The 13,516-nt window shown below is 73.1% G+C and carries 7 protein-coding genes and 1 pseudogene; 2 read left to right on the plus strand and 6 right to left on the minus strand.

The genetic code is table 11. The features are described from left to right. Together ACGFML_RS09335 and ACGFML_RS09340 are read right to left on the minus strand one after the other, a co-directional pair. Positions 1-262, minus strand: a pseudogene (locus ACGFML_RS09335) (ABC transporter ATP-binding protein); the annotation flags it as partial. Further along, positions 255-1,202, minus strand: coding sequence for an ABC transporter permease (locus ACGFML_RS09340; protein WP_393541697.1), 948 nt, complete (start codon positions 1,200-1,202; stop codon positions 255-257). The gene ACGFML_RS09340 and the pseudogene ACGFML_RS09335, both read right to left, overlap by 8 nt. A 140-nt stretch (positions 1,203-1,342) precedes the next feature. Here ACGFML_RS09340 and ACGFML_RS09345 point away from each other — a divergent pair, with 140 nt between their 5' ends. After that, a complete protein-coding gene (locus ACGFML_RS09345) occupies positions 1,343-1,966 on the plus strand; it encodes a TetR/AcrR family transcriptional regulator (protein WP_393541699.1) in 624 nt (207 codons plus the stop codon). 107 nt (positions 1,967-2,073) lie between these two features. On the opposite strand, the gene ACGFML_RS09350 is transcribed toward ACGFML_RS09345, so the two are convergent. Continuing rightward, entirely contained in the window at positions 2,074-4,425 is a 2,352-nt protein-coding gene (locus ACGFML_RS09350; RefSeq protein ID WP_393541701.1) for a CDP-glycerol glycerophosphotransferase family protein, read from the minus strand. Between the two features lie 543 nt (positions 4,426-4,968). Between ACGFML_RS09350 and ACGFML_RS09355 the strand changes: the two genes are divergently transcribed. Continuing rightward, positions 4,969-6,855 carry a glycosyltransferase family 2 protein gene (locus ACGFML_RS09355; protein ID WP_393541703.1) on the plus strand — a complete coding sequence of 629 codons (1,887 nt, stop codon included), beginning with the start codon at positions 4,969-4,971 and terminating at the stop codon, positions 6,853-6,855. A gap of 84 nt (positions 6,856-6,939) precedes the next feature. Here ACGFML_RS09355 and galE read toward each other — a convergent pair whose 3' ends face one another. The 3 genes from galE to ACGFML_RS09370 form a co-directional block, all read right to left on the minus strand. After that, positions 6,940-7,911 carry a UDP-glucose 4-epimerase GalE gene (gene galE, locus ACGFML_RS09360; RefSeq protein WP_393541705.1) on the minus strand — a complete coding sequence of 324 codons (972 nt, stop codon included), beginning with the start codon at positions 7,909-7,911 and terminating at the stop codon, positions 6,940-6,942. 37 nt (positions 7,912-7,948) lie between these two features. Then, on the minus strand, positions 7,949-9,601 hold the full coding sequence (locus ACGFML_RS09365) for a glycosyltransferase (protein WP_393541707.1): 1,653 nt from the start codon (positions 9,599-9,601) through the stop codon (positions 7,949-7,951). A 265-nt stretch (positions 9,602-9,866) separates the two neighbouring features. Then, complete coding sequence (locus ACGFML_RS09370) at positions 9,867-13,397, minus strand: CDP-glycerol glycerophosphotransferase family protein (RefSeq protein WP_393541709.1); 3,531 nt, start codon at positions 13,395-13,397, stop codon at positions 9,867-9,869. Between the last annotated feature and the right edge of the window lie 119 nt (positions 13,398-13,516).

Consider the following 13,516-nt stretch of genomic DNA (forward strand, 5'->3'; position numbering starts at 1 on the left):
AACCGTTGGAGCCGATCAGGCCGATCGACTCGCCGCGGTAGGCGGTGAAGGAGACGCCCTTGACCGCGTGCACCTCGCGCACACCCGCCGAGGGCTTGCGCCGGACGATGCGGTTGAGCGCCGCGGTGGCCCCGCCCTTGCCCGCGCCGGTGCCGTACACCCGGTAGACGATGTGCAGATCGTCCGCGATCACCGTCGGCACGCGCTCCAGCGCGGCCTCCGTCGGCTGGATGCCGTTCTTGTCCTCAGCGATGTCAGCCACGTCCGTACCGCTCCTCGGCCTTCCAGAAGTACACGAAGCCCACGACGCCCATCACCAGCGCCCAGCCGACGGCGCAGGCCCACACATGGTGCGGCAACTGCTGGTGGGTGAAGCTGTCGATCAGCGCGAACCGCATCAGGTCGATGTAGACGGCGGCCGGGTTGACGTCCAGGAGGAACTGGACGACGGCGGGCACCTGCTTGCCCGCGGTGACGACGCTCATGCTGTACATGACGCCGGAGGCGTACATCCACGTCCGGATGATGAACGGCATCAGCTGCGCGAGGTCCGGGGTCCTGGAGCCCAGCCGCGCCATGACCATCGCCAGGCCGGTGTTGAACACGAACTGCAGCGCCAGCGCCGGCAGGGCCAGCAGCCACGACGGGTGGGGCATCTGCCCGGATGCCATCAGGATGACGACGAGTACGCCCATCGACATCAGCAGCTGCTGGAGCTGCATCAGGCAGAAGGAGATCGGCAGGGCAGCCCGCGGGAAGTGCAGGGCCCGGACCAGGCCGAGATTGCCGGAGATCGCCCGGGTGCCGGCCAGCACCGAGTTCTGCGTGAAGGTGAAGATGAACACGCCGGTGACCAGAAACGGGATGTAGTCGTCGACGTGGCGGTTGGTGCCCATCAGCAGGCCGAAGATCAAGTAGTAGACCAGCGCATTGAGCAGCGGGGTCACCACCTGCCACAACTGGCCCAGCTTCGCCTGGCTGTACTGAGCGGTCAGCTTGGCGCCGGCGAACGAGGTGATGAAGTGCCGCCGGTGCCACAGCTGCCGGGTGTAGTCGGACAGCGACGGACGGGCGCCGCTCACCGTGAGGCCGTGGTGCTCGGCCAGGGCGCGCAGCTCGGTGTCCGGGGCGGTGTCCGGGGCAGTGCCAGGGGTGGAGGCGCCGGTGGGGTCGGGGGCCGGGGGAGCGAGGGTCTGGGGCATGGGGCCGCTTTCGTTGCGTACGGGGGCCGCAGAACGGGATCACCAACGATGGGACGGGTCCGTATCGTCGCGACGCAGTCGACAGTAAAGGGAGTCCACGTCGAGACGCAACCGTAGCGTCGTGACGCTATGCTCAAGCCATGGCAAAAGAGGGCAGCGCGACAGACTCCGCGACGGCGCGCCGGGCACCGGCCGGCGCCGCCGTACTGCGGGAGGACAAGACCGCCGCGATCCGCGCCGCGGTCTTCGAGGAGCTGGCCGCCGTCGGGTTCGCCCGGATGTCCATCGAGGGCATCGCGCGGCGCGCCGGCGTCGGCAAGACCGCGGTCTACCGGCGGTGGCGCTCCAAACTGCACCTCGTTCTGGACGTGGTCTCCGCGGTGGCCGCCGCGGGCCTGCCGTCTCCGGACACCGGGTCGCTGCGCGGCGACGTACGGATGCTCCTCGAGGTCGCGGCCCGCGGTCTGCAGCACCCCATGGCCTCGCAGATCCTCCCGGACCTGCTGGCCGAGGCGGCGCGCAGCCCCGAGCTCGCCGAGGCGCTCAGGGCGGCCCTGCACGACAGCCAGCAGGGCGTGGCCGCGGCGATGGTGGCGCGGGCCGTCGAGCGCGGGGAGATCCCGGCCGGCGCCGACGGCGGACTGGCGCTGGATCTGCTGACCGGACCGCTCTACTGGCGGCTGGTGGTCGTCCGTGCGGACCTGCCCGCGGGCTATCTCGACGCGCTGGCGGGCTCGGTCGCGGCGGCGCTCGGGGCGGAGTGAGCCGGCCGCCTCGCGGCCGGCCGGGCCGCCGCCTGGGCCCGTAAGCGCAGCCGCCCCCGGTCGGCACCTGACCGGGGGCGGCCGGGCAGCTGGTCCGGCGTCTGCGGTCAGCCGGCCAGGCCGACGCCGGGGTCGTTCGCGGTGCCCGTCACCCGGTTGTCCGCCGCCTTGCGGGGCGCCGGCAGTTTGACCAGTCCCGCCGCGGCCGCGGCCGCCCGGGGCCGCGGCGCCACGGACCGTCCGTCCGTCGGCTCCGGCTCCGGGCCCGCCTCCTGGCCGAGGAAGACCTGGCGCACCACGCGCTCGGCGGCGTGCCCGTCGTCCCACTGGCAGAACCGCTCCCGGAACGCGGCCCGCAGCTCGCCGGCCCGCTCGTCGTCCCACCGGCCGCTGCGGAACGCCTCGATCAGCTCGTCCTCGGTGGTGGCGACGACACCGGGGGTGTCGCCCGGCCGGCCGGAGAGCAGGTCGAAGGTGACGCCGCGGGAGCGGACGTAGGTGTCCCAGTCGTCGGCGTAGTTGATGATCGGCCGGTCCAGGTTGGCGTAGTCGAACATGATCGACGAGTAGTCCGTGATCAGCGCGTCCGCGGCCAGGCACAGCTCCTCGACGACCGGGTGGCCCGAGACGTCGATGAGCGCGCCGCGTTCCTGGAGCCCCTGCAGACCGGGGTCCTGGTCGTAGAAGTAGTGGGTGCGTACCAGCAGGACGAAGTCCTCGCCCAGCTCGCGGGTGAGCTTCTCCAGGTCGAGGCGGGGGACATAGCCGACCTGATAGTCGCGCATGGTCGGCGCGTAGAGGACGGCGGTCTTGTCGGGGGCGATGCCCAACCGCTCGCGGATGGCGAGGACGTCTTCGGCGGTGGCCCGGTAGTAGACGTCGTTGCGGGGGTAACCGGCGTCCAGCGACGTGAAGTTGCAGGGGTAGACGCGTTCCCACTGCTCGGTGGTGTGCTGGTTGGCGGAGAGCGAGAAGTCCCAGCGGTCGGCGCGCGCCAGCAGCTTGCGAAAGCTCATGCCCTTGGCGGCGGCCGGGTAGCGCTTCTGGTCGACGCCCATCGACTTCAGCGGGGTGCCGTGGTGGGTCTGGAGGTGGACCTGGCCCTCTCGCTTGACCACGCCGTCCGCGAAGTTGACGTTGTTGACCAGGTATTTGGCGCGCGCCACGACCTCCCAGTAGCGGGGCGAGTTCAGCACGACGTGGTCGACGCCGGCCGGGAGCTGGTCGACGAGGTTCTGCTTGACGACCCACACGCCGTGCACGCCGGGGGCCAGCTCCTTGGCCTTCTCGTAGATCGCGAGCGGGTTGCAGGCGGGCAGGCGGTTCCAGTACGCGGAGTAGACCGCGAGGTTCTCGTCCAGCGGCTGCCGCAGCAGCGCCTGGTAGCGCAGGTCCATGGCCTTCTTCTTGGCCTGCTTGACCCGCTTGTTCGCGTGTTTGCGGACCGTGCGCTGTACCTTTCCGGCGACCTTGAGGCCGGCCAGCGCCGGGTAGGCGTCCTTGGCGAGCAGCGCGTACTTGCCGCCGGCGACGCCGGCGGGGCGGACGAAGCCGGCCGGTATCCGGATGCGGTAGTCGCGGGCGGCGCGGTGGAAGAACTCGGCCGTGGCGCTCTGCGGCAGCCGGCCGGGCTTGTCCAGAATGGTCAGGTAGTGGTCGACCATCTTGCGGAACATCTGCGGACGCCAGCGGGCGAGTTCGGGGTGCGCGTCGAGGTAGGCGAAGACCCGGCCGTACTGGTCGAAGACGTCGAAGTGCTTACGGCTGGTGGTGCGCAGGATGTTGCCGCCCTGGCGGCGCTGGCGGTAGTGCAGGCAGACCCGGTCGAGAACGGCGATCGTCCGGGCGGTGATCAGCGTGCAGAACGTCCAGGGGGCGTCCTCGTAATAACCGACCGGGAATGCGAAACCGTGCTCTTCTATGAAGTCGCGGCGGTAGGCCTTGTTCCAGACGATCTGCAGCAGATCGAGGAGCTCGGGGCGGTCGGCGAGTGAGAAGGAAGGCGTGCCGGATTCGTCGAGCAGTTCCGCGAGTGCATTGCGCCGGGCGGAGCCGTCCCAGTAGGTCCGGGCGTAATCGAAGATCAGGATTTCCGGGTCCTCGGTGGCGGTCAGCCGCTCGGCCAGGGAAGTCAGCGCACCGGGCACGAGGGTGTCGTCGCTGTCGAGGAAGAGGACGTAGTCGCCGGTGACCTTCTCCAGTCCGGCGTTACGGGCCAGGCCCAGGCCCACGTTCTGGGGGAGGTGCAGGACTCGGACGCGGTCGTCGAGGGCGGCGTACTCGTCCAGGATGGCGCCGCTGGCATCGGGCGAGCAGTCGTCGACGGCGATCAGTTCGAAGTCCGGGAAGTCCTGTGCCAGCACCGAGTCCAGGCACTCTCGCAGATACCCCTGGACTCTGAAGCACGGGACGATGACGCTGAAGCGGGGTGCGGCGGCGTCGCGGACCATCTCGGACATGCGGTACTACTCCTCGTGACGAGCTGAGTACAGAACGCAAAAGAGCCCTAAAGGGCTGCGTGTTCCATTGTCAGCCTTCTGACTCCTGTTCACCCTAAAAGGTTGGTCTTCGTAACCTGAAAGTTCTGTAGGACACATCCGGCCGGAGGAAAGTGGCGACTTTCCGGACCGGCGAGTTTTTGCAGGCAACCAAATGCGGGTGGAGCGCCTCTTCCCATAAAGGGCACCCGAACAGAGGCTCCGATTGCCCGGCCGTCCGTCGGGAATATGTCGCCGGTGGCGCATCGGCGTGCTCGGCTGCGACGGCCGGCGTGGCCGGGGCGGTTCGTCCGGGTCGGCCCGGTGCGGCCGGACGCCTGACGGGTCCTCTCGCCGTGGCTGTGGCCTCCCGGTTCATGTCCGGGCCCCCGGAAGTCGGCCCTTATGGATATGTCTTGATTGCGCGTTATACTCTGCCGCCGCACGGGGTAGTTTCCCCTGGTTCCCGGTGGGGCGGCAGTTCCCGGGGCACGGGGCAGAATCCGGCCGACGAGCGGAGGGCAGGTGACGGTCACGGACACGTCCCCGCCCGGCCCCGCGGCCCGCCCGCTCGTCTCCGTGGTCGTCCCCGTGCACAACACCCGCCGCTACCTCGGTCGGAGCCTGGGTTCCGTCTTCGCCCAGACCCTGGCCCAGGACCGCATCGAGGTGATCGCGGTCGACGACGGCTCCAGCGACGGCAGCGACGCATGGCTGGCGGACGCGGCCCGCGCCCACCCCAACCTGACGGTCCTCAGCGGCCCCGCCTCGGGCGGCGCCGGCCGGCCCCGCAACACCGGCCTGGCCCGCGCCACCGGCGACTACGTCTTCTTCCTCGACTCCGACGACCACCTCGGCCCCGAAGCGCTCGCCCGCCTGGTCCGGATGGCCCAGGCCCACAGCTCGGACATCGTCTACGGCCGCATAGTCGGCGCCGACGGCCGCGCCGCCCCCGTCGACCTGCGCACCACCAGCGGCCGCGTCTCCCTCTTCGACTCCCCGGTCTACTGGACCCTGGCCGCCTACAAGCTGTTCCGCCGCGCCTTCCTCGACCGCCACCGCCTCCGCTTCGTCGAAGGCCGCCTGCTGGCCGAGGACCTTCCCTTCGGCATCGCGGCGCTGCTGCGCGCCGAGGTCGTCTCCGTGCTCGCCGACTACGACTGCTACTACCTGCACGGCCGCGACGACGACAGCAACGCCAGCCGCCAGGACGTCGACTGGCCCGAGTACCTCACCTACATCGGCCGCGTCCTCGCCGCCGTGGCCGACGCCGTTCCGGCCGGCCCGGACCGCGACAAGTGGATGGTCCGGCACTTCCACGGCGAGATCCTCATGCCCTTCGCAGAGCCCTACCTCTCCAGCGACCCGGCCGGCCGCCGCGCCATGGCGGACGCCGCCCGCCCCCTGGTCGCGCGCTATCTCACCGATCGCGTCCTGGCCGCCCTGCCACCCCGCCTGCGCCTTCGCGCCCACTGCCTGCAGCACGGCCTCGACGACGACCTGACCGCCATCGTCCGCGCGGACACCGCCCACCGCCCCGGCCCGCCCCACGTCGACCCGGACGGCCGCGTCTACGCCTCCTACCCGGGCTTCCGCGACCCCGCCCGCCCGCTCCCCGACACGCTCTACGACCTCACCCACCGCCTCGCCCTGCGCCAGCGCCTGACCGGCCACCGGTGGACCGACGGCGTACTCCACCTTCACGGCACCGCCGAACTCCCCGGCCTGGCCGCCCGCTCCGTCGAGCTGGTACTCCGCGGCCGGGGCGGCGAACACCGCCTGCCCGCCCACTACGCCGACGGGGTCTGGCGCGCCGTCCTCGACCCGGCGACCGCCGCGGACGGCGAGCCGCCGGCCGACGGCATCTGGGGCCTGAAGGTCGCGGTCACCGCGTGCGGCGCGGGCGGCGCACCGGTACGCCGCGCCGCCTGGCTGTGCCCCGAGCGCGCGGACCCCGCCGCGGCGGCACCGCGCATCATCACCCGCCCCGCCGGCCCGGCCGTCGCCGCCCTCTTCCTGTCCCACCCGCACGGCCACCTCCACCTCGACCTCGACGGCCGCGGCGCCCGCCGGCCGCTGGGCGCGGACCTGCACGGCGACGTCGCCCGCAACACCCTCACCGCCCGCCTCACCCTCCCCGGCTGCCCCGCGGACGCCCAGCTTCAGGTGCTGCTCGTCGACGCCACGGGCATGGCGGCGCTGCGCACGACGACCGAGCGCAGGGCGGGCGACCGCTTCACGGTGCGGGCCCGGCTGCGGGGCGCGCCCACGGGACGGTGGCGGGTGGCGGTACAGCTCACCGCCGGATCGCTGCGCTGCCGTCTGCCGGTGCGGTGCGGCGACGGCGGGGAGCCGTTGACGGTGACGGTGACGGGGCGGGCGGCGGCCCTGCTGCTGCGCCGGTGGGGCTGACGGCGCCGCAGGGCGCCGGCGGGCCGACCGGCGCGAGGAGGCCGGCGGCGCGGGGCGTTCCCCCGCGCGCCCGGCCCGTGCGGCTCACGCCTGCCGCAGCCCCCACCCGGCCCAGGCCGAGCTGATCATGTCGCGCACGTCGTGGTGCGCCTTCCAGCCCAGCTCCGCGGTGATCCGGTCGGCCGCGGCGACCACCCGGGCCGGGTCGCCGGGGCGGCGCGGGGTGACCTCGGGGGTGACGCCCCGGTGGCCGGTGATCTCACAGATCAGCTCGATCAGCTCGCGGACCGAAACTCCTTCACCGCGGCCGATGTTGAGCGTCAGATCGCGCACCGGGCCCGGCTCGGCGAGCTTGCGGGCGGCGGCCACATGGGCGTCGGCGAGGTCGGCGACGTGGATGTAGTCGCGGATGCAGGTGCCGTCCGGGGTGTCGTAGTCGTCGCCGAAGATACGGGGAGCGGCGCCCTCGGTGAGCTTTTCGAAGACCATCGGGACGATGTTGAAGACGCCGGTGTCGGCGAGCTCGGGGGCGGCCGCCCCGGCGACGTTGAAGTAGCGCAGGCAGGCCGTGCTGATGCCGTGCGCCCGGCCGGCCGCGCGGGCCAGCCACTCACCGGCGAGCTTCGTCTCGCCGTACGGGTTGATCGGCACGCACGGGGTGTCCTCGGTGACCAGGTCGACGTCCGGCATGCCGTACACGGCGGCCGAGGAGGAGAAGACGAATCGGCCCACGCCCGCGGAGGCCATCGCCTCCAGCAGGGTCTGCAGACCGTGGATGTTCTCGCGGTAGTAGTGCAGGGGCATCTCCACGGACTCGCCGACCTGCTTCTTGGCGGCCAGGTGCACCACATCGGTGATCTCGTGCGCGGCGAACGTACGGTCCAGCAGCGCGCGGTCGAGGGTCGAGCCGACGACCAGGGGCACGTCCTCGGGGATCCGGTCGGCGATGCCCGTCGTCAGGTTGTCCAGCACCACGACCGGCTCGCCCGCCTGGCGCAGGGCCCGTACGACATGGGCGCCGATGTAGCCGGCACCACCCGTGATCAAGTAAGACATAGCGCCAATCCTAGGTCGGGGACGGGAGAGGAGCGGCTCAGCGGCCGAGTCTGCGAGCCGTGATCCGCCACACGCTGCGCAGCCCGGCGGCCACCCGGAGCGAGAGGGCGCCGCCGGTCGTCGCGTACGGCTGGGCCAGCAGCAGGAGGTGACGCCGGCTGGGCAGTACGCGACGGCGCAGGCCGGGGCCGGTGGCGCGCAGCGAGGCCCGGAAGCCGGAACCGTCCGCGCACCGGACCTCGGCCATCAGGTCCCAGGGCTCGGGGTCGGCCGCGTGCTCGCTGCCGCGCTCGATCAGCGCGGCCAGGTCCAGCACCACCTCGGCCGTCCAGCAGCCCTCGGTGCCGGTGGCGGCCGGGTCCGCGGTGAGCTGGGCGGTGTGCACGGGGCCGCGCCGGTCGTCCCGGCGGCGGCGCAGCTCGACATCGATGCCGGCCGGGCCCGCCGCGGCCAGTCGCCCGTAGAGGTCGTGGACGCGCAGCCGCAGCGTGCTGCGGGGGCCGACCAGGGGCTCGGCGTCGATGGTCACCGGGAGGCGGTGCATCGGCTTGGTGCCGAGCGCGTCCAGCTCGACCTCGGGAAGGTCGGCGGACCACACGGCGCGGCCGTCGGCCTCCGCGTACGGCGGGATCAGGCGGCCCGGCCGGGCCGCGAGCTGGGTGAGGCGGTCCAGGTCGCGCGGGGCGGGGGAGGCCAGCACGACGCGGGCCAGCCAGCGGGCCGGCGCCCGGGCGGCGCGCAGATCGGCCTCGTCGAAACCGGCCAGGTAGTCACGGGTCAGCCGCCACCACTCGGTGCGGTAGTCGGCGCCGCGGGTGTGCAGCTCGCGGACGTACATCCGCAGGTCGTGATCGAGGAACTTGGTGCTCGCGGCGTGCGCGAGCGCCTTGTGCCCGGCGTCCAGGAAGATCCGCACGCTGGTGTGGTGGGCGTCGATCCGGGCCTGCCAGTTGGCGACGTCGTTGCGGGCCAGGGAGATCGACTGCTGGGCGGCGGAACGCCGCACGTGCCAGATGTAGACGGGGTCGGGGACGGTGGCGACGCGCGGTGCGGCGGCCAGCACCCGGGCGGTGAAGACGAAGTCCTCGTACGTGTAGCGGCCCTCGGGGAAGACGATGCCGTGCTCGGCCAGGAAGCCGCGCGCGTAGAGCTTGTTGACGCACAGCGTGTCGCGGACCAGCTGCGGCCCGGCATCGGCGGAGTCGTACACCGCCGCCTCCCGGTAGAGCGCGGGCTGCCAGGGCACATCGCGGCGCGCGGGAAGCTCGCGGCGCACGCAGGCGCCCGCCGCCACCGGGGCGTCGTGCCGCAGCGCGGCGGCCAGCAGCGCCCCGACCGCGCCCTCCGGCAGCACGTCGTCGCTGTCGAGGAACATCACGAAGCGGCCGGTGGCGGCGCGCAGCCCGTCGTTGCGGGGGGTGCCGCAGCCGCCGCTGTTCTCGGCCCGGTGGAGGACCCGCAGCCGCGGCTCCGTACGGGCGAGGTCGTCCAGGGTGGCGCCGGTGCCGTCGGTGGAGGCGTCGTTCACGGCGATCACCTCGGCGACCGTCCCTTCCGGGACGACCTGCGCCAGTGCGGAGCGCACGGCATCGCCGACGTGGACGGCATCGTTGAAGGCGATGACGACGATGCTCACCTGCGCGGACGGCGTGATGGTGGGCCCCGGCAGTGGCTCGAGGGCTTCTTTCACAGTCACTGAATCTACATTTCGTGTCGACAGCATCTCTTGGCACGAGCAGCGGGTCCGAACCCATTTCCGATGGGTCAGAGGACGAAATCCGCCGCGCGGTTGCACCCGCCGCCTCCTGCATTCCCGCCTCTTGCCGTCTTCTTACCGAGCGGGAGCCGGGGCCCGGGTGTGCAGAGCCCCGTGAGGACGCCCGCACATGCTGTAACGACGCGACCGCCGCACGATGCCGATCCGCGCGCCACGACCTTGCCGCGGACCGGCCGCCTCACCGCTCGATCAGGTCGGCCACCCGCCCCGCCGCCCCGCCGTCGTCCCGGTGGCAGAAGGTCTCCCGGAAGTCCGCGTAGGCGTCCGCACCGGCCGCCGCGATGGCGTCCAGATCGCCCAGCGCGTCGATCAGCTCACCGGTGGAAGCCAGCAGCGGCCCCGGGACCCGGGCCTCGAAGTCCAGCGTGAAGCCGCGCAGGGTGTCGCGGTAGTCCGCCAGATCGGGGGTCAGGAAGAGCATCGGGCGGCCGGTGTTGGCGAAGTCGGCGGCCAGCGACGAGTAGTCGGTCACCAGCACGTCGGCGGCCAGCAGCAGCTCGGTCGCGTCGGGGTGCGCGGAGACGTCGACGGCGAAGGGCGCGTGGTGGGCCGGGAGCCGGTCGGCGACCAGCGGGTGGCTGCGGACCAGGAGGACATGGTCCTCGGACAGGGCCCGGCGGGCCAGATCGAGGTCGAGCGCCAGATGCATGCGGTGGTGTGCCGCGTCGTAGGCCAGATGATCGCGGGGAGTGGGGGCGTAGAGCACGGCCGTGCGGCCCGGGGCGATGCCCAGACGCTCGCGCACGGCCGCGGCCGCCCGGTCCCGGCCGGCCGCCACCAGCGCGTCCGTACGCGGCAGCCCGCACTCCAGGAGCTCGCCCGGATAGCCGAGGGCGGAGCGCAGTACGGGGGTGCTGTGCGCGTTCGGGGACAGCAGCACACTCCATTGGCGGCCCAGGCGCGGGCGGGGCGCCAGATGGGCCAGCCCCGCACACAGGGTCCCGGCCAGCCCCGCACCGATCTGCTTGAGCGGGGTGCCGTGCCAGGTCTGGACGACGGTCTGCCCGTCGCGGCGCAGAAACCAGGCAGGCAGATGGGTGTTGGTGACGATCCAACGGCTGTGGGCCAGCGCACCGTGCCATTCGGCGCTGCCCACGACCACGGCGCGGGCGCCGTCGGGCACCGCCACCTGGGCGTCGCGGACCGCCCACAGATGCGTGACGTCCGTTCCCCGGCGCACCAACTCCTCGTGCACCGCACGCGGCGAGTCCCCGTACGCCCGGCCGCCGAAACTGCTGTAGAGCACGGTCTCGCGCAGCGGGCGGCCCCGGTGCAGCGGGTAGTGCAGCTCGCGCAGCACCCGCCGGCGGTAGGGCCCGTGATCGGTGGCGGGCAGCGCCGGGCCCGCCGTCACCAGGGCCTCGTCGTAGCGGTGCCGATCGAGGGTGAGCGGCTTGCCGCGGACCGTACGGGAGGTGGGCAGCCCGTCGAACACGGCGGGCAGGAAGCGGACCGGGGCGTCCAGGGGCGAGCCCGCCGCGCCCCGCTCGCGCAGGTGCAGCGTCCAGCGGCCCTCGCGCAGCGGCAGCTCGCCCGCGAGGGACGGCAGCGTGCCCAGCGGCAGCGCGCAGTGGAAGCGGCCGCCCTCATGGGTGGCGGGGAACGCCGCCTCGGCCGCATGCGCACCGTGCCGGAGGACGACCTCGGTGGCGTGCGGCGCGGCGTCCGGCAGCCGGCCCGCCACCAGGAGCGTGCCGTCCGCCCGCCAGATGACACGGTCCGCGTACGGCTGCGGCGTGCGGTCGTGGAGGACGAGGCGCCCGGCGGGGGACGCCGCCACGACCAGCTCGCGCCCGTGGGGCAGCGGATGGCCCGAGGGGCACAGTCCGGGCGGGCAGGCGATGGCGTCCGTCCCGCCGTCGGGCAGCACCAGCTCCGGCGTCCACGACTCGGTGTGCACGGGCGCGATCGCCCGCGGTGCGCCGTCCCGGGTGGGCCGGGCGGCCGCCAGCGCATCCAGCCGGATGCGGACGGTGAGACGGGGATCCGGGCCCTGCGCCGCCTGCCCCGCCTCCACCGGGAAGGACACCACGGTGCCGGTCCCCTGGTGGGTCAGCCGCAGCGCGACCGGGAGCGGCCCGGGCGACGTCACCGTCAGGTCCAGGGCGTCGGCCGCCGCCAGGTGCTGCCCGGCCAGCCGGCGGGTACGGCGTTCGACGGTCAGCCGCAGCCGCCCGCCGTCGTACCCGGGCACGATGCGCAGCCCGTCGTCATCGACCTCGTGCGCCGACGGCGCCGAGCCCGAGCCGATGTCCGCCGGGCGCAGCGCCGCCGTCCGCACCACGCCCGCCGACGCGACGATCACCCCGGCCGCCCAGTCGCCCTCCTCCCAGCGGCCACCCCGGCGCAGCCGGGCCGGATCGAGCGTGACCTCGAAGCCCGCCCAGTCGTAGCAGTGCCGCTCCTGACCGGATTCGACGGTCGCCTGCGGCATCGCCACCGGCCGCATCGGCAGCAGGATGCGGCGCCGGCCCCGGGTGAGCACCACCGTCCTCAGATAGCTGTGGCGGGTGGCGGCGTCCAGGTTGCGCAGGTAGGCCCAGCCGCGCAGCACCAGCGACCCGTCCCGCCACACGGCCTCCAGGACCTGTGCCCGTACCGGGAAGTCCGTACGGTCCAGCCGGGTCACGCCCGGCGGAAGCTGGAGCGGGGGCACGAAGGGAAGCACCGCGCGCTTGCGCAGCGGCGGGCCGGCGACCTCGAAGCCGGCCGGGTCACGGACCTCGTGGGCGAGGAGGGTGAGCAGATCCGCGAGCCGTCCGGCGCGGATCAGGTACCAGCGCATCCGCAGCTCCACCGGAAGGGTGGGGAACAGCTGCGGGTCGACGTCGGCGAGGATGCCGCGGACGCCCTCCAGGAACGCGGTGCGGCACTCGGGCGTGGCCGCGGGCAGCGCCTCGACCAGGTCGAGCAGCCCGTCGGTGAGCAGCCACCGGTCCAGGTCCTGCCGGTGGGCGCGGCGGCCGGGGTGGGCCGGGTCGGCGAGGAAGCGGCGGATGCCGGCCACCGACGCGAGGCGGCCCGCCACGCCCGCCGCATCCGGGCTCCGGTGCCGCTCGGCACCCTCCGGCAGACGGTGGTAGACGACGTGCTCGGCGAGTACGTCCACCGCCCGTGCCAGGAAGTGCGCGGGCAGCGTCACCGCCGCGTCGTCGCACAGCGTCCCCTCGGGAAAGGCGAGTCGATGGTGGTCCCAGAAGGCGCGCCGGAAGACCTTGTTGCGGGCGAAGTGGTCGGTCAGCAGCGTGCGGTCCTCGGAGATGTGGCTGCGCAGCGCGGTGTCCCGGGCGGCCGGATGGTGCCGGGACTGGCTGCGGCCGCCCGCGCCGAGCCGGTAGACGTTGCCGGTCGCCAGGTCCGACCCGGACCGGTCCAGCACGCCGGTCAGATCCTGGTAGGCGCGCGGCAGCAGCACATCGCCGGGGTCCAGGAACGCCAGGTGGCCGGTGTCCGGATAGGCGTGCCGGGCACCGGTGTTGCGGGCTGCGCCGAGGGTGGGCACGCCGCTTCCCGGATAGCGCACGATCCGGAACCTCGGGTCCCGGTCGGCGACTTCACGGGCGAGGGGGAGGGGCTCGTCGCCCTCCACCAGCACCACGTCCAGTTCGGTCAGCGTCTGGGCCGCCACCGACTCCAGGCACTCCTGCACATTCCGCTCCGGGCCCTCGAAGCGATGGACCGGGACGACCACGGTGAGTCGAGGCTTCATACGCGCGGACCTGCCTTTCCGAACAGGCGAATCACGGGATTGCGGCGTTCAACTCGCCCGTCGGCGGCGCGGTCACCGGATCTGCGCTGAAAGGGTGAGAGGACCGGGGCCCGCAGCGG

Origin of the sequence: Streptomyces sp. NPDC048650 (assembly GCF_043199095.1) — a bacterium.
GTDB lineage: Bacteria > Actinomycetota > Actinomycetes > Streptomycetales > Streptomycetaceae > Streptomyces.